Source organism: Rickettsia koreansis (assembly GCF_046532895.1).
GTDB lineage: Bacteria > Pseudomonadota > Alphaproteobacteria > Rickettsiales > Rickettsiaceae > Rickettsia > Rickettsia rickettsii.
Genome location: NZ_WHLZ01000002.1, coordinates 57,062 through 75,289, shown reverse-complemented (window position 1 = coordinate 75,289; position 18,228 = coordinate 57,062). Strand labels below are relative to the sequence as shown.

Below are 18,228 nucleotides of genomic sequence, written 5' to 3'. Positions count from 1 at the left end.
TTATATGTCTAAATTTAAAAATTTAACTCCTGAACAAAGAAAAGCAGCTTTAGAAGCTGCAAAAGTACAATTTGAAGAGCAACAGCAACAACATAACGCAATATTTAAAGAAGCTATACAAGCGAGTAGTCAAATCCACCAATATAATCAAGATTTAGGTAATTGTGTGGATAATACTTCCAAAGATATCAAACTTGCCGGTAAAACTTCTAAATGCGGATGTGAAATAATATAACATTCTAAAAGCTGTAACTATATAGTTGCAGCTTTTGTATCATTTTGAATTAAGCTCAAAAGACCTATTGCCTGTATTTTTTCTGACAATTTAAAGCTAATCTCACCTGGAAATATTACATTAATTTGATCAAGTTTTAAATCTTCTAAAGATATTTGCATTGATTTTGTAATGCTCGGTGTATTTGTATATTTAATTTCAAACCCCAAACGTTTTCCATTTTTAAAAATTAAAAGATCTATTTCCGCTCCATTATGAGATGACCAAAAATAACATTCTTCGGGTTCGGCTTTATAATATCTAATAATTTGTTCTAAGGCAAATCCTTCCCATGATGCACCTATTTTAGGATGAGTGCTTAAAGCTTCATAATTATTTAAGCCTAATAAAGCGTGATATATTCCACTATCTCTAAAAAAGATTTTTGGAGTCTTAACTTGTCTTTTTTTAAGGTTTTCATACCAAGGCTGCAAAATACGGATCATAAAAGTTCCCTCTAAAATATCTAAATAATGCTTTGTGGTATGATATGAGATAGATAAAGAATTTCCAAGTTCTGAAGCATTCAATATATTAGCGTGATAATGGCAAAGCATTAACCAAAACCTACGTAACTGCATATACGGAATTGTAAAACCTAAATTTGGTATATCTCTTTCTAAAAATGTTTTAATGTAATTCTGACGCCATAAAGCACTGAATTTCATCAATAATAACAAATCCTTTTAGATCAGACAAAGCAAGCATCGGTTCATTTAATCTTGCTAAATCTAAAGGATTTTCAAGATCAAAAATATTGATTTTAGGAATATTAAAAGCTTCTACGAATTGTTTAGAAAGTGTAGTTTTTCCGCACTGCCTTGGTCCTAACAAGGCACAAACTTTATGAGTTTTAAAATGTTTTATTATTGATGAAAGGAATTGTTTTCTAAGCATTGAAATTAGTACCATGAAAATTAGAAACATAACTTCTAATTCTCAGTATAGAAAGAAACAACGACAAAGTCAAAACGCTTTGTCTCGTTCTGCAACTATAATCGCATGTATTTTTTTAAGCGTCCGGTCAAAGTCATCGTTAGTCACTACATAATCATACTCTTTAGCATGTGATATTTCGTTTTGTGCCGACTGCATACGTAATTTTATTGCTTCTTCATTATCGGTCGCTCTATTTCTTAAGCGTTGTTCCAATACTTCAATATTAGGAGGCAATACAAATATAGCAACAACATTAGTAGCATTTTTCTTAATACTCCTTGCTCCTTGCCAATCAATATCAAACAAAACATCCAAGCCTTGATTTAATAACATTTCGACATATTCTTTAGGCGTACCGTAATAATTATCGTATATTTTAGCATATTCAAGGAATTTATTCTGCTTAACTAATTCTTCAAACTCTAGACCGGTCTTAAAGTAATAGTTTATGCCCTCTACTTCTCCTAAACGTGGTTTTCTTGTAGTTGCAGAAATAGATAAACGCAAATTATTATCTATTTTCAATAATGCTTTAGCTAAACTCGACTTACCTGTACCTGAAGGGGAAGATAAAATTATAATCAGTCCTTTAGAGTTCCTCGAAAGTTCTACTTCTAGAGGTAATTTAGACGTCGCTGCGGTACTACGTTCCATGTCTCCTTTAAATTCCTCTCTATAAGCGAATTTCTGAAGAACTCTTTTATTTTTTGTTGTCATATTTTATGTTTTATTTCGTAGGTACAGCATATTGCAGAAAGATTTAGACAAGATGAATTTAAATGCGAGCCTGCGAAAGCAGTAGGTAAACTACGTGAGTACAGGCGAGTCATGCAAAATTCGCTTGTATCAAGCTTTATGAATTATTCTGTACTTTTCTTTTTATTACCTCATCCATAGTACAATTAAAATATTTTGCTATTTTTAAAATAGTATCTATTTCAGGGTTGAATTCACGATTAGCTTCCGCTCTCATAATTCTGCTAATAGTCGTATAAGGGATATTAGTGACTTCGGCAAGATATTTACGATCTATCTTTTCTTGTTTTAATTTTTCTTCTAAAAATTCTTTTACTTTAGTAGCAAGTGCCATATTAATAACCTCTGAATAAATAAAGGATAGATATATACAAAGTGTGTCGAGTATTACCAGCCTTGTTACATGGATCGAACAGCCTACTCAATGTCATTCCCGCGTAGGCAAAAATCTAGTAAAACCATATAAAAACAAGTTTTTATATGGTTATTTTATCAAATATATAACTTCTGTAGCAATATTGAAGTTATTTTGCTGAATTCCCACCTACACGGGAAAGCTTTGTTACTAGTATTTTTTATTGTTGTTTGGCCCCCGTGGTCAAGCCACGGGGTGACACACATGGGATTGTACCGGTCCATGCAACAATGCCTACGCGGTAATGACATAGAGTACAAAAAAACAGAAATTACTCCTTAGGCAATAATACTTGTACAAATTCCGTTTTAGATAGATCAGCTGCTACGTTTACCATAACATCATGTTCCGTCACTTTAGACACATAGCCCACTAAAATACCTGCAGGATAAATATTACCGTATCCAGAGGTTACTATCTCCTCATCTTTCTGTACTAAATGATTGTTAGGCAAGTATAAAATTTTACTATTATTATTATTACCTGCTAAAATACCTTGTTCTCTTGAAGAATTAGCTTTAATAGGTATTCTAGAATTAACATCGCTAATTAACATTACTTTAGCATAATTATTACTCACTTCTATTACTTTTCCTACTAATTTGCCTGAATTAACAACGATTTGATCAGGTTCAATGCCTTGCTTTTTACCTGCAGAAATCAAAGCAGTTCTAGAAAAGGGATTAAAGGAAACACTCAGTAATTTAGTAGTAATATATTCAAATTCTTCTTCCTCAGCAATCGTTAACAAATCTTTTAATGCAATGTTTTCGGCTCTTACCAATTCTACTTCACTTTGTAAATGTTGTAATCTTGCTATCTCAAGTTTAAGTTCTATATTTTTTCGTTCTAAATCTTGAAAATAAACAAATTTTTGTGTTATTGAATTTATATATTCAAATATATCTTCATACACTGCTAAACCGGTTGATACTATACTACCGGTTACTTCAAGTGATATACTAGATATTTTTTTAGGTGTATTAAAAAATAAATATACAGACAATCCAAGCCCAAATATAACAAAAAAACGCTTAAGAGTATTTGATATTATTCTTATTAATTCTAATGAATTTGAAGAATTTTTTACTCTATTTGCAAGTATTGCCATTTTTAATCCTGTTTAAATAGTACATGTTTTAGCTTTGTAAAATCTTCAAGTACTTTTCCTGTTCCAAGTGCAACACAAGAGAGTGCATCATCTGCAACTATTACTGGCAATTTAGTGGCTTCACTAAGAACAAAATCAAGATTTCGTAATAATGAGCCGCCGCCTGTTAAAACAATTCCCTTATCAACTATATCTGAAGATAATTCAGGAGGTGTTGCTTCTAGGGCTACTTTTACCGCTTCAACAATTTGACTTACCGGTTCAATTAGACTATCAGCAATTTGTCTTTCGTTCAATATCATTTCTTTAGGAATACCGTAAATTAAATCACGTCCTTTAATTTCCATCTTTCTCGGCTCAGCATTTTCATCTACATAAGCCGTACCTATTTCTTGCTTTATCTTTTCGGCAGTAGCCTCACCTATCAATAGGTTATAGTGCCTTCTTATATATGAGATAATAGCTTCATCCATCTTATCACCGCCGACTCTTACCGACCTTGCATATACTATGCCCCCTAGTGACAAAACTGCAACTTCGGTAGTGCCTCCTCCAATATCAACAATCATCGAACCGGTTGCTTCCGTTACGGGTAGCCCTGCTCCGATCGCTGCCGCCATAGGTTCTTCAATTAAATAGACATCCCTACCCCCTGCACTTTCTGCTGCTTCTTGGATAGCACGACGCTCAACCGGCGTAGAACCGGAAGGCACACAAATAACAATTGTCGGCCCAAAAAAAGAGCGACGATTATGTACCATTCTAATAAAATACTTTATCATTTCCTCTGCACCCTTAAAATCGGCAATAACACCATCTTTTAAAGGTCTTTTTGCTTCAATATCCGTAGGAGTACGCCCAAGCATCATTTTTGCTTCATTACCATAAGCATAAGGCACAAAAGCACCGTCTTTTTTTATTAACGCAATAACAGAAGGTTCCCTTAGAACAATTCCACAATTTTTTTGATAGACAATAGTATTTGCCGTACCAAGATCTATTGCCATACCGGAAGAAAACCCTTCCAAAAATTTCATTATCATTTTATTTTTTCTCTCTAAATTCTAAAAACACTTCTATAGAACTGTTAACAAAATAAACAGTCCCATAGTAAATAAAATTAATATAGACGAGGTTTAATTTGGAAAAGAGCGAGAAGCCTCGGAATTTTTGACCGCAGCGTAGAATAATACTACGTGATGATCAACAATGAGAAGCGACGATGCTAATTTTTCAAATTAAACCTCGTCTATATTAAATTTCTTTATAATGTAACATAATAAAGTTACTAATAAAAAATATTAGCATACTAGGTAATAAAATAGCAGCAATTAAAGACAAATTATTATAAGTAAGTATTTTTAATAATATTTCTGATAACGAATATGCTATAAAACCTGAAAATAAACCTAATAGCAGTATTTTTTCTTGGGAATTATCACGCTGTTTAAGACTAATAAAACAACTTGCTAAAATTACGGTTGCCATCATCATTATAGGCTTAAATAATTGCTTGTAATAATAAATTTGATAATTAATAGCCGGTAAACCTGAATTTAATAATTCATTAATTAATTTAGGTAAAGCCCAAATAGAAACCATTTCAGGACGAATAAATTTATTTACTAAACTATTAATTGATAAATTTGTCTGCATAGTTAAATTATTGTAAGCCTTAGTTTCCTCTTTTGTGAAAACCTTAACTCTATTTAAATGTAACATTTTATTTTCAATAATACCGTATAATGCATCAATTCTCTTTAAAAAAGAATTATTATGATCAACAAATAAAATTGTAATATTATTTAATTTTTTCTCGGCAACATTAATAAATTGTGTTTGGATAATTTGAGTTTCATCATTTAAAGATTCAAAAAATAATAAGCCTGATTTAGATATTATCCCCTCACTCAAGGCTTTTTTAGTTAGTTTTGCTTCTAATAACTCATATTTTTGTAAGCCTATAGTACTGATAGGATTCAATATAGTCGTAAAAACTATACCTAACATTAAAGTTACAATACATGGAATAACAAGCACTTGCCAAATATGAATACCGCTAGATAACATAGCCGTTAATTCATTATTTTTTGTTAGATTTCTAAGAAAAAATAACATAGCGGTAAAACTAATTAACGAAGATACTTGACCTAGTAAATAAGGAATCTTATATAAGATAAGTCTCCAAAAAAAACTAAAAGGAACATAAATATTTTTGAATTTTTGTAAAAGATCAAAAACATTTGAGATAATTAATAGCCCGATTAAAAGAAATAATATAATAAAAAAACACTTAGAATATAATTTAGTAAGATACCAAGAAAGTGTTTTTAGATTAATCATTATAAATTCAGTGCTAATGCGAATTTAAATAAGAATTTGTGTGGTGGGGCTGGTAGGACTTGAACCTACGACCACACCGTTATGAGCGGCGTGCTCTAACCAACTGAGCTACAGCCCCTTTTCATTTGAAATTTATATAATTATTATGCAATTAAGTCTAGTAAAATTTTTATATTTTTGAGGTATCGCCTAAAAAACAGGGCAATATGGTTCAGTTTTTTCGTCATTGCGAGGAAATTACAAAGTAATTGACGAAGCAATCTCAGGAGTTTGTTGTGATTTCATGAGATTGCCACACAGCCTATGGCTTGCAATGAAGATTTGGTATCCACACATCAACGCTTTCGCAATAATAACATTAAATAAAAAAAGCCGAGTAGTAAACTCGACCTTTTAGGATACTATAATTAGTAAATTCGGCAATTTTAGTGGTGTACAACTGTTACAGCTCTACGATTATAAGCAAAAGCTTCTTCAGTATTACCCATCATAGCAGGTCTATCTTTACCATAAGAGATTGTATTTAATCTGTTATGATCGATTCCTTTATGAGCTAAGAATTTTTTCGCTGCTGCTGCTCTTCTTTCACCTAAACCTAAGTTATATTCTTTGGTACCTCTTTCATCGCAATGTCCTTCAACAGTAACTTTTACTTCAGGATGCTTTGATAACCAGCAAGCTTGTCTCTCTAGTTCTTCTTTAGCCTTTGGTGATAAAGCAGAGCTATCAAAAGCAAACCATACTGCATTTCCTGCATGCTTCTCGAAATCTTTCATTAATGAAGTCTCTTCACCTTGGTTCATATTACCGTCAAATTGTGGTGCTCTTTTTGTTGTACTACACCCTGCAAGCACACATAATGCAAGAAAAGCTAATGTAATTTTTGTTTTCATAATTAAACTCCTTGAGATTATAATTTATTAATATTGAATTCATTTTAGCTAGTCATAAAACTAACCAAAAGCTATGTGAGTTAGTATATATCATTATTTTATTAGTTTAAAGGCTAAAATATTATAAAATGCAATTACTCATGTATAAATGTGGTAAAAATATCATTACAATATAAGTATATACTTTGGATAAATAGATAGATGCAGTTTAATGGGGAAAAGAGGAATCGATTTTGAAGCTTACAACCGCAGCGTATATATAATATGTGAGGATTATAGGCAAATAAGTAGCGTTGCCAATTTTTCAAATAGACATCTTCAGAAACTCGCTTATAGAGAGGAATTTGAAGGAGATACGGCACGCAGAACCGCAGCGTACATAGAGGTACGTGAGGATTCGAGTACAGGATCAACGTACAAATTACCTCTAGCAGTAGAGTTTCCGAAGATGTCTAATAAAACTAGTATATTCACCATCTAATGAATGCACTGCCCCAAGTAAGACCTGCACCGATAGCTGAAAATAGTAGAATATCACCTTTTTTTATTTTGCCTGATGCTTTGAGAGTACTCAAAGCAAGCGGAATAGAAGCAGCAGAGCAGTTAGCATGTTTGTCTACGATTTTCACTACTTTATGCTCTTCTATATTTAATAGTTCAGCGAGTTTATTTATAATACGGATATTTGCTTGATGAGGTATAAAATAATCAATATCGCTTACACTGAATTGATTAGCATGCAGTAAATCTTTTATAGATTGTTGCATTTTTTCTATTGCATGACGAAATAATTTTTGCCCCTGCATAACTATTTTGCCACTAATACCGTTCATACTTACACCACCGTTTGTGTATAATATTTCATAATCAGCCCCGCTTGAGAAGATATTACTATCTATTAAACCGGAATCATCACTACTACGCTGTAATATTACGCTACCGGCCCCATCACCGAATAAAACGCAAGTAGTCCTATCATTCCAATCTAACAACGACGTCATTTTCTCGGCTCCTATAAGCAAAATAGTTTTATATTTACCTGATGAGATAAGAGAATTTGCTACTTGTAAACCATAAACAAAGCCAGCACATACTGCTTGTAAATCAAAAGACGGTATATTAGTTAAACCAAGATAACCTTGAAGCTGAGAGGCAACCGAAGGGAAGCTATTATCGGGAGTAGTAGTACATGTAATAATTAAATCAATATCATTTACCGATATCCCTGCATCTGCTATAGCTTTTTCAGCTGATTTTAAAGCAAGGTGGGAAGTATATTCTGTATCACCTGCTATATGACGCTGCGTAATACCTGTTCTTGTTCTAATCCATTCATCGTTAGTATCTACGAATTTTGCAAGCTCGTCATTACTAACTATTTTTGAAGGAAGATACCCGCCGCAACCAATAATTTTACAGGTCATAAATCTTTTATGCTACTTCTTCTTCAGTTTTAATTTTCTTTGTTACTACTGGACGATTATTATAAGTACCGTCGACTAAAGAAACGTGATGAGGAAGCTTATATTCACCGGTTTGCGAATCAACTATTACGTTAACTTTGCCAAGTGCTAAGTGTGAACGTCTCATGTTACGTCTTGATTTTGATGTTTTTTTCTTTGGAACTGCCATTATTAGCCTCTCTAAATATAAATTAAAAAGTATTTGTCAAATTAGTGAAGCAGTATATTATAATCTTGTAATAAAATCTAGATAAAATTAAACTTATGAAAATTTTTATAACATACATTTTTAGTATATTAGCCTTTTTTTCCTTAAGCGGCTGCAAAACTATCGAAAATAGAGGGCAATCCATAGATGATTCGGCACTTGTAAAATTAGAGTCTAAAAAACTAAATAAAACAGAAGTCGTAGGGTTAATAGGTACGCCTACTATAGTACCGGAATATTCCCAAAATACCTGGTATTATGTTGAAAGAGTTATGTCTCAAAGAGCTTGGCTCAATCCAAAAGTTGAAAAGCAGAAGATAGTAAAAATTACGTTTGATGCTAATAATTTTATGCAGGAAGTAGTAGTAATAGATGATTCTCATAGACAAGATATAGAAATAGTCCATGAATATACTAGGACATATGGAACGGAACTTAACGGACTACAAAAATTTGTTAAAAATTTAGGTAGATTCAATAAAACCACTGACGGAAATAAAAACAAAAGCAAAAATAAGAAAAAGAGATAAGTACCTTAATCATCATTGCAAGATGGCTTATCTGTGTAGATACCTAATCGTCATTGCGAGCCATAGGCTGCGTGGCAATCTCATGCAATAACAACAAACTCCTGAGATTGCTTCGTCAATTACTTACGTAATTTCCTTGCAATGACGATTTGATACTCACGCAGGCGTAACACCAACACCCATAAAACAAAAAACTATCTAATATGATTTCGATATTTAGTAAATTAAAACACAGTTTATCTAAAACTTCTAATAAAATATCGGAAGGTATCGACAAAATATTTTACAAGAAAAAATTAGATGCAGAAACTCTAAAAGAGCTAGAAGAGCTACTTATCTCAAGTGATATGAGTGTTTTGGTAGTAACTAATATTATTGAAGAGTTTAAAAAGGTAAAATTTGAAAAAGAAATAGATAGTGATACAGTAAAAGAAGCCCTTGCTAAATTAATAGAGCAGCAGCTATCAAAATCAGAAATTCCTTTTACTTTAAGTGAAAATAAATTAAACGTAATTTTAGTTTGCGGTGTTAACGGAGCAGGTAAAACCACGACTATAGGTAAGCTTGCTGCAATGTACTCGGCACAAGGGAAAAAAGTAGCAGTTGCAGCCTGCGATACTTTTAGAGCAGCTGCCGTAAATCAGCTAAGTACTTGGGCAGATAGAGCAAATGCACTACTTATTACCGGTGAAGAATCGGCTGACCCTGCGAGTGTTGCTTATCGCGGGATGGAAGAATCGATAAAACAAAATATCGATATACTTTTTATTGATACAGCAGGTAGGCTTCATAATAAGAAAAATTTGATGGATGAACTGTCTAAGATTGTAAAAGTTATAAAAAAACTAGACGAGAATGCCCCCACTCATAGCGTTTTAGTCATTGATGCTATTACTGGACAAAATACTTATAACCAAGTAGAACATTTTAATGATGCTACTAATTTGACGGGGCTTATCGTGACTAAACTAGACGGCAGTGCTAAAGCGGGCGTCATTGTCGGAGTAGTACAAAAATTTAAATTACCCTTATACTTTATCGGTATAGGCGAGAAGATAGAGGACTTAAAAATATTCAACCAACATGATTTTGCTAGAAATCTATTGGGGTTGTGAGGTTTTGCTACGTCATTGCCCGCACGAATATTGAGTCGTCATTGCGAGCAGCCGTAGGCTACACGGCAATCTCATGAAGTAATAATAAACTCCTGAGATTGCTTCGTCAATTGCTATGCAATTTCCTCGCAATGACGATCTAATTAAAAATAAAATCATAAAATGACTCAAAAAAATACCTTATTGCTCATAGACGGATACGGATTTGTTTTTAGAGCCTATTATGCACAACAGCCTTTAACTTCACCAAAAGGCGAGCCTGTCGGTGCTCTTTACGGTTTTACTTCAATGCTGCTAAAATTACTGAGCGACTTTAAGCCTAAACATGTCGCTGTAGTATTTGATAGCGGCGGGAAAAATTTTCGCCATCAGATTTATCCCGACTATAAAGCTAACCGCCCTTCACCCCCTGAAGATTTAATTGTACAATTACCTTTAGTTCGTGATGTTGCAAGTAACTTAAATTTTCCTATTCTAGAGAAGAACGGTTATGAAGCCGATGACATTATCGCAACCTTTGCTACTAAAACTGCTGCACTTGGCGAACATGTAGTCATTATCTCTTCCGATAAAGATTTATTACAGTTAATGACTGAAAACATCAAGATATATGATCCGTTAAAAGGGAAATATATTACGGAGGATGATGTGGTTAAAAAATTTGGCACTACTTCTGATAAATTACGTGAAGTAATGGCTTTAATCGGCGATAGATCGGATAATATTCCGGGTGTGCCATCTATTGGACCAAAAACTGCAAGTAGTCTTATAACGCAATTTGGTTCTGTAGAAAATATATTTAACTCTTTAGACCAAGTCTCAAGCGTAAAACAACGTGAAACTTTACAAAATTCAAGAGCAGCGGCGTTAATTTCATGGCAGTTAATAGGGCTTAATTCTAATGTTGATTTAGATTTTCAGCTAAATAATTTAGAATGGTCACCTCCAAATAGCGATAAATTAACAGGATTTTTACAGGAATACGGTTTTAGATCTTTATATAAAAGAGTAGAAAATTTATTGGATATTAAAATTAATGATCACAAAGAGATAGCAGATAATAAAGTAACGGAAATAAAAGAAATTAATAATGCTAATGAGTTAGCAGACTTTGCTAAAGAAGCCATGAAAATAGGAATATTCGGGATATATTTATTACAATTACAGCATAAAGGAGCTAATCTTGCTTTTATTTTATCACTGCAAAACCAAAGCTATATTATTAAAATTTCAAACACTTCTCATGATCTATTTTCTTATAATACTAAAAATAACAACTGGTTTTCGGATATAATATTCAATTTACTAACCGATAAATCCATAAAAAAAATTACTTACTCTCTTAAACTTCTACTTAAATTTTATGCAAACCAATCTCATGACATTACGGCTATAGAAGATTTAGAATTAATGCAGTATGCGTTATCTGCCGGTTTATCACAGAAAAATTTATTTAAAGAAGTTTTGAAAGAAACTTGTATAGAAAATATAATTATCGAATCAGCAAAAATAGTAATAAACTTTATCGCACTTTATAAGCAAACTATATTGAAGCTTAAAGACAACAAAACCTTTAGACTTTATAGCAACATTGATTTACCTATTTGTTTTATTTTAGATAAAATGGAGAAAGTGGGTATTACAGTAGATGCTAATTACCTAAAACAATTATCCGCTGAATTTGGAACAGAAATTCTAAAACTTGAAGCAGAAATTTTTGCTCTTAGCGGAACTAAATTTAATATTGGTTCGCCAAAACAATTAGGAGAAATCTTGTTCGAAAAAATGCAATTACCTTTCGGTAAAGCTTCAGCTAAAGCAAGCTCTTACTCAACGGGAGCGGAAATACTAGAAAAACTTAGTGAGCATGGATATAATATTGCAGATTTGTTATTAAGATGGCGGCAACTGACAAAATTAAAGAATACCTACACCGATAGTTTGCCGAAACAGATAGATAATATAACACATAGGGTACATACGACATTTTTACAAACTTCTACCACTACAGGAAGACTTAGCTCACAGGAACCTAATCTACAAAATGTACCTATTCGCTCTAGTGAGGGAAATCAAATCAGACAAGCTTTTATTGCTGCAGAAGGTTATAAATTAATATCTGCCGATTATTCTCAAATTGAGCTTAGAATATTAAGCCATATCGCAAATATAGATGCACTAAAACAAGCATTTATCAATAAAGACGATATCCATACTCAAACTGCTTGTCAGATCTTTAACTTACAAAAACACAAACTAACTAGCGAACATAGGCGTAAAGCAAAAGCTATAAATTTTGGTATCATTTACGGTATAAGTGCTTTTGGGCTTGCTAAGCAATTAAACGTTACTAACGGCGAAGCATCCGAATATATCAAGAAATATTTTGCTGAATATAAAGGAGTGCAAGAATATATGGAACAAACAAAAGCTTTTGCAAGTAGCAACGGCTATGTCACAAATTGCTTTGGCAGAAAATGTTTTGTACCTCTAATTCATGATAAAAAGCTTAAACAATTCGCAGAACGTGCGGCTATTAATGCTCCGATTCAAGGCACTAATGCCGATATAATTAAAATTGCTATGATCAATCTAGATCAAGAAATAGAAAAACGTAAACTTAAAACAAGATTAGTACTGCAAATTCATGATGAATTACTATTTGAAGCACCGATTGATGAAGTAGAAATTATAATACCTATTATTAAAAAAATCATGGAAAATTCTACTAATATGGATGTACCGATTATAACCGAAATTAGAGCAGGTAATAACTGGATGGAAATTCATTGAAGGTGTATCATTCCTAGTTAAAGGCAGCGTTATTGCATGACTTGCTGTCATTTCCGCAAAAGCTGGCATCCAGAAAAATAACTTCAACATATAATACAGCATACATATTTGATAAAATAAGCATATAAAAAATCATATATTAATAAATAGAAGCAATAAAAGCTCATAATAACGAAATCAACAGATTCAAATCGGGACAATTTATTAATCCAAAAGCTGATTCAAGAAGAACAGTTACCGGACAAACTTTAGGGAATTGTAGTAGCAGGTCAATAAGAGAAGCTTTAAGAGACAATGTACCGGATTCAGAATTTCATGAAATATATGATTTTATTACACAAAATCAAGTATCACAAATAATATCAAACTTAGAAAGTGAACAAAAAAATTTAGCAAATATCTTAAATATACCTTTAATAAAAGAACAAAGTATCTCAAATACAACTTATCAAAATCAATTTCAAAAAGATATTGCCAATTCAGCTACTAATTATTTTGATACTTTTTTTTATAATGAAGGGCATACACCAAGCACAAAAGAAAAGTGATTTAATAAAGTTGCTGAGGAATCTAATTTAAAGTATATCAAGATTGATCTAGTAGATTTTTTATCTACTGTATTTCCCTATAAGGACACTGATTTACCTATTACCGAGAATCTTTTTAAGCCTGTTATAAACCATATCCAAACTTGTTTTGAAGATCATGAAATCGCTCCCTCAAAAAAAGTTTTAGAAAATTATAGATTATATAAATCTAATAAAGAACAAATCATTAAAGAGCTATCAGCAAAATGCTTAAATGATAAAAATGTAAATATACTTATCAAAGCACAAATACAAGCGAAAATAGCAAACCGCCCGGCATAGATATTTTCCAACAAATGAAACAAAGTAATACTAACCCTAAACCGCTAGAGCTATCGGAAGAACATAAGAAATTGGATGATGTCATAAAAGATATGGCACAAAAATACAAAATGACTATACCGGAAGCAAAAGCATCCGAAGAAATCACTCAAATGGTCAAAGATTTATAGTAAAAATAAATTTAATGAAGAAATAACACCTATAAAAGCTCAAAAATTAGTAGATGAATTTACACAACAAACTCTAGATATTTTTGGATAGAATAAATTAAGAGACTCACCTATAATTGAAATAAAAAACGCGCATATTAATATACCGCTCCCGAACTTAGAAAAACAAGAAACTACTAACCTTAACTTGGATACAATATACTCAAAAAATTCGCCTATATCAAGCTTTTTGAATGACGCTGTACTTAAAGAAGAAAAACAAAATTTAGTAAATGCACTAATAACTGAAGTTAATAAAAATCTACCTAATAATACAGGAGTATTAGAAGATCAAAAATAAGAAGTTAAAACCGATAATATATGCAATAAAAATTCAGAACCTAAAAAACAAACTATCAAAAATAAATTTTATAAGTATTTAAGTAAATTAACGAGAAAATTGGGATTAAAATCCATAAGTAATTATTTTAAAGAATTAATTAAAGACCCAAATCTTGAGCAAAATATCAATTTAGAAAAAGAAGCAAAGTTAATAGCAGACAAACATCAACTAACAAAATATATGGAACTTAGCGATAATAAAAATAATAATGCAGTATTTAGCGGTAAAAAAACATCAAAGAATATTACTCAATTATAGATTCATTTTACCATCAATTCAGGTATTGCCTATAAAAAGTTGACTCAAGGTTTCGAGGTCATTCCTGCGAGGCATTGTTGCATGGCTCGCGGGAATGACAGCGGAAAACCGAACCACGCAACAACTACGCTATTTACTATATCCTTTTAAAATCTCAAAATCTTGCCCTTGGAGCAAAAATTTTTCAGGTAATATAATTTTTGCTACAAAATTCTTTACATCTGCACTTTGTAAATAGATTGTAGCTTTAGCATTACTCTGATCTTCGTTATTTATACGAGCTGCAAGCAAGGTTACTATCTGCCGTAATTCTTCATGATTTTGTGGATAAAACTGTAGTTCAAATTGTTTATTATTAATTGCATCCTCAATTGATGAAAAGCTTTTTGCCGTTAGTTTTATTCCTCCCTCATCTTTAACTATGTCACAATTAACAACTACCAAACTTTTAACATCAAGTAAATGTACATAATCTTTTAAAACTTCCTCACTAAAAATACTAAGTTCAAAGATATTCTCAGGATCGGAAAGCACGAGCGTCACAAACCTACCTCTTGCCGACATACGAGAATCCTTTTTTTGTATTACACCGGCAAGATTTACTCGGTTAGTACCATAAGGTAAGTTATTATGCAAATCCGCAGTATTTAAAATATTTAAACGACTAAATATTTCTTGATATTCCGTAAGAGGATGATTAGAGATAAATAAACCCATAGCCTCAAATTCATAAAAGGCTAAAGTATTTTTATCGGCATAATCGCTTGATACTAAAATAGTTGGACTTAAACTAGACACTTTAATTAAGCTAAATTGATTAGATTCCTGCTCTTCGTGATATGCAGTTGAATAAGAAAGCAATTTTGGAATGCTTGACAATAATTGCAATCGATTATCATGCAGCTCATCAAAACAGCCTGACTTGATTAAATTTTCCAATAATTTACTATTAATAGATTTTGGGGGTAATCTTTCAATAAAATCAGTAATTGATTTAAACGCCCCTCTTGCTTTTCGCTCATCCGTTACTAACTTACCGAAATTCGGCGTAACTCCCTTAATAGCACCTAAGGCAAAGATTATTGCACCCGCGATGTCATACCGTGGCTTGACCACGGTATCTTTTGAAATTTCCTGGATACCGCGATCAAGTTGCGGTATGACAGGCTTTACGCTATGCGGGATGACAGTGTCCGAAAACTTTACACTAAAATACCCTTCAGAAATATTAATATTAGGTGCAATAATTTTTATGCCGTTATCTTTTGCTTCTTGTAAAAATAAATTAATTTTATCGTGATTATTCAATTCAAGATTTAAGCATGCTACTAAAAATTCAGCAGGATAATTAGCTTTAAGATATGCAGTTTGGTATGAAATAACACCGTAAGACGCAGCATGTGCCTTATTAAAACCGTATCCGGCAAATTTAGCCACGGTTGCAAAAATGGATTTAGCTTGAGATTCCGAAATATTATTAGCAATTGCTCCTTTAACAAAAATTTCTTCCTGCTCCTCCATTTCTTTTTTTATCTTCTTACCCATTGCTCTACGAAGTAAATCGGCAGCTCCTAGCGTATAACCTGCAAGAACCTGAGCAATTCTTTGTACCTGCTCCTGATATATCACCACTCCGTAAGTTTCTTCTAAGATTGGCTTCAATAGCTCATGTAAATAATCAGGCTGTTGTAATTTATGCTTACAAGCTATATAGGTAGGAATATTTTCCATAGGACCAGGACGGTATAACGCACCAAGAGCTATCAAATCATGTATAGAATCAGGTTTAAGGCGTCTAAGTGCATCTTTCATCCCGATACTTTCAAATTGAAAAACGCCGACTCCTTTACCTTTACACAACATTTGATAAGTCTTATTATCATCAAACGTCATATTGTTAAAATCTACTTCTATCCCTTGCTCTTTAAGCAGTTTCTTACAATCGGTAATAACCGTTAGGGTTTGTAGCCCTAAAAAATCAAATTTAATTAAACCGGCAATCTCGGAATATTTCATAGAATAACCGACTACCAGCATATCGGAGTTAGCATCTTTATATACCGGTACTATATCGACTAAATCAGTACCTGCTATTACGATTCCTGCAGCATGAGTTGAGGAATGCCTATGCAGCCCCTCAAGAATTAACGAAGTATCAAGCACTAGCTTAATTAACTCCGCTTCACCGTCTAAATTATACAGCCCATTACCCTTAGCGGCATTTGCAAGCTCCGGAACTTCACGCATTGCCTGTTCTAAGCTAACTGGATTAACTGCACTAAAAGGGACAAGCTCCGTTAGATAATCAGCGAATTTATAAGGTAAGCTAAGAACACGAGCGACATCCTTAATTACAGCCTTTGCCTGCATCTTACCGAAAGTTATAATCTGTCCTACTCTATTATTACCGTATTTGGAACGTACGTAATTAATTACTTCCTCACGCCTTTCCTGACAAAAATCAATATCAAAATCAGGCATTGAAATACGTTCAGGATTTAAAAATCTTTCAAATAATAAGCCAAATTTAATCGGATCGAGATCAGTAATAAGCAAGCTCCAAGCAACAACCGAGCCTGCTCCCGATCCTCTACCCGGTCCGACTAAAATACCCTCTTTTTTACTCCATTTAATAAAATCAGATACAATCAAAAAATAACCGGCAAAATTCATATTACAGATAATATCCAGCTCATAATTAAGACGAGCAAAATATTCGGTTTTCAATTCTTCTTGATTCTCTAACGAAATATTTTCAGATTTAAACTTTGTAGCAAGCCTTGCACGCAACCCTTCTTTTGCATCTTTTTTAATTAAATCCGTTTCACTAATATCTTTGGTGGCAAAATTAGGCAGCATCGGCGGGTTTGCATGTGCGGCAAAATAACAACGCTCTCTTAAATTCACGGTATTTTGGATGGCACTAGGTAAATCGGAAAAAAGCTCTATCATCTCATGCGGTGATCTAAAATAACAATTTTCGCTAACTGTTTTTCGATCCAAATATTCTTTAGTAACACCGGCTGATATACATAACAATACATCATGTGCATCATGCATGCTTTTCTCACTAAACAAAACTTTATTAGTAGCAACAAGCGGAATAGCAAGCTCGGCAGCAATTCTAATATAACTATCCTCAATAAACTGTTCTTCCGGTATCTCATGTCTCATAATCTCAAAGTAAAAACGATCTCCTAAAATTTCCTGTAATTTACGTGCAAACAGCATCGCTTGCTCCTCGTTGCGAGCTAGCAAGCATTTTCCGACAATACCGTCGGTATAACAGCATAATCCTATTAATCCTTCTTGATATTCGATTAAATCTTCAAAATCAATGTGATCGCATATCTTACGATCATTTTTAATAAAAGTAAGACTTGATAGTTTGAGTAAATTTTTATAACCAGTTTCATCTTTAGCTATAAGCAAAATTTGAGCAAAAATATCTATATCGTATTTTATATTTAGAATAACTCCGTGTATCGGCTGCAGTCCTTTTTTTACTGCACATAATGCAAACTCTAATGAGCCGAATAAATTTCCCTTATCTGCCAAACAAATAGCAGACATTTTATTCGATGAAGCAAGTTCTACTACCTTCTCAATCGTTAATGCACTTTCTAGAAAAGAATAAGAGCTTTGAGTTCTTAAATGAATAAATTCAGGTCGCATTTTAAATTAATGTTAAAGTTTATTGTCTTACTGT

At 32.7% G+C, this 18,228-nt stretch carries 17 protein-coding genes, 1 tRNA gene and 1 pseudogene; 8 read left to right on the top strand and 11 right to left on the bottom strand.

Translation table 11 applies throughout. The annotated features are described in order from the left end of the window. The first annotated feature begins 4 nt into the window (after positions 1 to 4). Complete coding sequence (locus tag GCO76_RS05940; protein ID WP_410956535.1) at positions 5 to 235, top strand: hypothetical protein; 231 nt, start codon at positions 5 to 7, stop codon at positions 233 to 235. Positions 236 to 252: 17 nt separating this feature from the next. On the opposite strand, the pseudogene GCO76_RS05935 reads toward GCO76_RS05940, so the two are convergent. The 8 genes and pseudogenes from GCO76_RS05935 to pal all read right to left on the bottom strand — a co-directional run bounded on the left by GCO76_RS05935 (position 253) and on the right by pal (position 6,731). Then, positions 253 to 1,171, bottom strand: a pseudogene (locus tag GCO76_RS05935) (ATP-binding protein). A gap of 69 nt (positions 1,172 to 1,240) precedes the next feature. Then, positions 1,241 to 1,930, bottom strand: a complete 690-nt coding sequence (gene gmk / locus GCO76_RS05930; RefSeq protein ID WP_103897515.1) for a guanylate kinase — start codon at positions 1,928 to 1,930, stop codon at positions 1,241 to 1,243. A gap of 136 nt (positions 1,931 to 2,066) precedes the next feature. Continuing rightward, a complete protein-coding gene (locus tag GCO76_RS05925) occupies positions 2,067 to 2,303 on the bottom strand; it encodes a helix-turn-helix domain-containing protein (RefSeq protein WP_014014782.1) in 237 nt (78 codons plus the stop codon). A 352-nt stretch (positions 2,304 to 2,655) separates the two neighbouring features. Continuing rightward, positions 2,656 to 3,495 carry a rod shape-determining protein MreC gene (mreC, locus tag GCO76_RS05920; RefSeq protein ID WP_014121088.1) on the bottom strand — a complete coding sequence of 280 codons (840 nt, stop codon included), beginning with the start codon at positions 3,493 to 3,495 and terminating at the stop codon, positions 2,656 to 2,658. A 2-nt stretch (positions 3,496 to 3,497) separates the two neighbouring features. Then, positions 3,498 to 4,538, bottom strand: coding sequence for a rod shape-determining protein (locus GCO76_RS05915; RefSeq protein WP_410956534.1), 1,041 nt, complete (start codon positions 4,536 to 4,538; stop codon positions 3,498 to 3,500). A gap of 211 nt (positions 4,539 to 4,749) precedes the next feature. After that, on the bottom strand, positions 4,750 to 5,838 hold the full coding sequence (locus GCO76_RS05910; protein WP_410956533.1) for an LptF/LptG family permease: 1,089 nt from the start codon (positions 5,836 to 5,838) through the stop codon (positions 4,750 to 4,752). Positions 5,839 to 5,879: 41 nt separating this feature from the next. Further along, positions 5,880 to 5,956, bottom strand: a tRNA-Ile gene (locus GCO76_RS05905). 307 nt (positions 5,957 to 6,263) lie between these two features. Then, the gene (gene pal, locus GCO76_RS05900) at positions 6,264 to 6,731 is read right to left on the bottom strand and encodes a peptidoglycan-associated lipoprotein Pal (protein WP_103897511.1); all 468 of its coding nucleotides are present in this window, start codon (positions 6,729 to 6,731) and stop codon (positions 6,264 to 6,266) included. Between the two features lie 211 nt (positions 6,732 to 6,942). Between pal and GCO76_RS05895 the strand changes: the two genes are divergently transcribed. Beyond that, a complete protein-coding gene (locus tag GCO76_RS05895; protein ID WP_410956532.1) occupies positions 6,943 to 7,212 on the top strand; it encodes a palindromic element RPE1 domain-containing protein in 270 nt (89 codons plus the stop codon). Here the strand turns inward: GCO76_RS05895 and GCO76_RS05890 are convergent. After that, positions 7,202 to 8,155 (bottom strand): beta-ketoacyl-ACP synthase III, encoded by a 954-nt coding sequence (locus GCO76_RS05890; RefSeq protein WP_410956531.1) that lies wholly within the window; start codon positions 8,153 to 8,155, stop codon positions 7,202 to 7,204. The genes GCO76_RS05895 and GCO76_RS05890 overlap by 11 nt on opposite strands. Positions 8,156 to 8,162: 7 nt before the next feature. Beyond that, complete coding sequence (gene rpmF / locus GCO76_RS05885) at positions 8,163 to 8,363, bottom strand: 50S ribosomal protein L32 (protein WP_014014787.1); 201 nt, start codon at positions 8,361 to 8,363, stop codon at positions 8,163 to 8,165. Positions 8,364 to 8,458: 95 nt separating this feature from the next. Between rpmF and GCO76_RS05880 the strand changes: the two genes are divergently transcribed. The 6 genes from GCO76_RS05880 (at position 8,459) to GCO76_RS05855 (ending at position 14,519) form a co-directional block, all read left to right on the top strand. After that, the gene (locus GCO76_RS05880) at positions 8,459 to 8,932 is read left to right on the top strand and encodes an outer membrane protein assembly factor BamE (RefSeq protein ID WP_103897508.1); all 474 of its coding nucleotides are present in this window, start codon (positions 8,459 to 8,461) and stop codon (positions 8,930 to 8,932) included. Positions 8,933 to 9,135: 203 nt separating this feature from the next. Then, positions 9,136 to 10,047 carry a signal recognition particle-docking protein FtsY gene (gene ftsY, locus GCO76_RS05875; protein ID WP_410956530.1) on the top strand — a complete coding sequence of 304 codons (912 nt, stop codon included), beginning with the start codon at positions 9,136 to 9,138 and terminating at the stop codon, positions 10,045 to 10,047. Positions 10,048 to 10,209: 162 nt separating this feature from the next. Beyond that, on the top strand, positions 10,210 to 12,840 hold the full coding sequence (polA, locus tag GCO76_RS05870) for a DNA polymerase I (RefSeq protein ID WP_410956529.1): 2,631 nt from the start codon (positions 10,210 to 10,212) through the stop codon (positions 12,838 to 12,840). Positions 12,841 to 13,723: 883 nt separating this feature from the next. Beyond that, entirely contained in the window at positions 13,724 to 13,879 is a 156-nt protein-coding gene (locus GCO76_RS05865) for a hypothetical protein (protein WP_014014793.1), read from the top strand. Positions 13,880 to 14,066: 187 nt separating this feature from the next. Continuing rightward, positions 14,067 to 14,219, top strand: a complete 153-nt coding sequence (locus tag GCO76_RS05860) for a hypothetical protein (protein WP_410956528.1) — start codon at positions 14,067 to 14,069, stop codon at positions 14,217 to 14,219. Between the two features lie 99 nt (positions 14,220 to 14,318). Continuing rightward, positions 14,319 to 14,519, top strand: a complete 201-nt coding sequence (locus GCO76_RS05855) for a hypothetical protein (RefSeq protein WP_103897505.1) — start codon at positions 14,319 to 14,321, stop codon at positions 14,517 to 14,519. Positions 14,520 to 14,648: 129 nt separating this feature from the next. On the opposite strand, the gene dnaE is transcribed toward GCO76_RS05855, so the two are convergent. Beyond that, entirely contained in the window at positions 14,649 to 18,194 is a 3,546-nt protein-coding gene (dnaE, locus tag GCO76_RS05850; RefSeq protein ID WP_410956527.1) for a DNA polymerase III subunit alpha, read from the bottom strand. Positions 18,195 to 18,228: the final 34 nt, after the last annotated feature.

What these genes read in the sequence shown, in the direction of transcription:
- GCO76_RS05940 (WP_410956535.1), top strand. Translation starts at nt 5, where the DNA reads ATGTCTAAATTTAAAAATTTAACTCCTGAACAAAGAAAAGCAGCTTTA.
- gmk (WP_103897515.1), bottom strand. Translation starts at nt 1,930, where the DNA reads ATGACAACAAAAAATAAAAGAGTTCTTCAGAAATTCGCTTATAGAGAG.
- GCO76_RS05925 (WP_014014782.1), bottom strand. Translation starts at nt 2,303, where the DNA reads ATGGCACTTGCTACTAAAGTAAAAGAATTTTTAGAAGAAAAATTAAAA.
- mreC (WP_014121088.1), bottom strand. Translation starts at nt 3,495, where the DNA reads ATGGCAATACTTGCAAATAGAGTAAAAAATTCTTCAAATTCATTAGAA.
- GCO76_RS05915 (WP_410956534.1), bottom strand. Translation starts at nt 4,538, where the DNA reads ATGATAATGAAATTTTTGGAAGGGTTTTCTTCCGGTATGGCAATAGAT.
- GCO76_RS05910 (WP_410956533.1), bottom strand. Translation starts at nt 5,838, where the DNA reads ATGATTAATCTAAAAACACTTTCTTGGTATCTTACTAAATTATATTCT.
- pal (WP_103897511.1), bottom strand. Translation starts at nt 6,731, where the DNA reads ATGAAAACAAAAATTACATTAGCTTTTCTTGCATTATGTGTGCTTGCA.
- GCO76_RS05895 (WP_410956532.1), top strand. Translation starts at nt 6,943, where the DNA reads ATGGGGAAAAGAGGAATCGATTTTGAAGCTTACAACCGCAGCGTATAT.
- GCO76_RS05890 (WP_410956531.1), bottom strand. Translation starts at nt 8,155, where the DNA reads ATGACCTGTAAAATTATTGGTTGCGGCGGGTATCTTCCTTCAAAAATA.
- rpmF (WP_014014787.1), bottom strand. Translation starts at nt 8,363, where the DNA reads ATGGCAGTTCCAAAGAAAAAAACATCAAAATCAAGACGTAACATGAGA.
- GCO76_RS05880 (WP_103897508.1), top strand. Translation starts at nt 8,459, where the DNA reads ATGAAAATTTTTATAACATACATTTTTAGTATATTAGCCTTTTTTTCC.
- ftsY (WP_410956530.1), top strand. Translation starts at nt 9,136, where the DNA reads ATGATTTCGATATTTAGTAAATTAAAACACAGTTTATCTAAAACTTCT.
- polA (WP_410956529.1), top strand. Translation starts at nt 10,210, where the DNA reads ATGACTCAAAAAAATACCTTATTGCTCATAGACGGATACGGATTTGTT.
- GCO76_RS05865 (WP_014014793.1), top strand. Translation starts at nt 13,724, where the DNA reads ATGAAACAAAGTAATACTAACCCTAAACCGCTAGAGCTATCGGAAGAA.
- dnaE (WP_410956527.1), bottom strand. Translation starts at nt 18,194, where the DNA reads ATGCGACCTGAATTTATTCATTTAAGAACTCAAAGCTCTTATTCTTTT.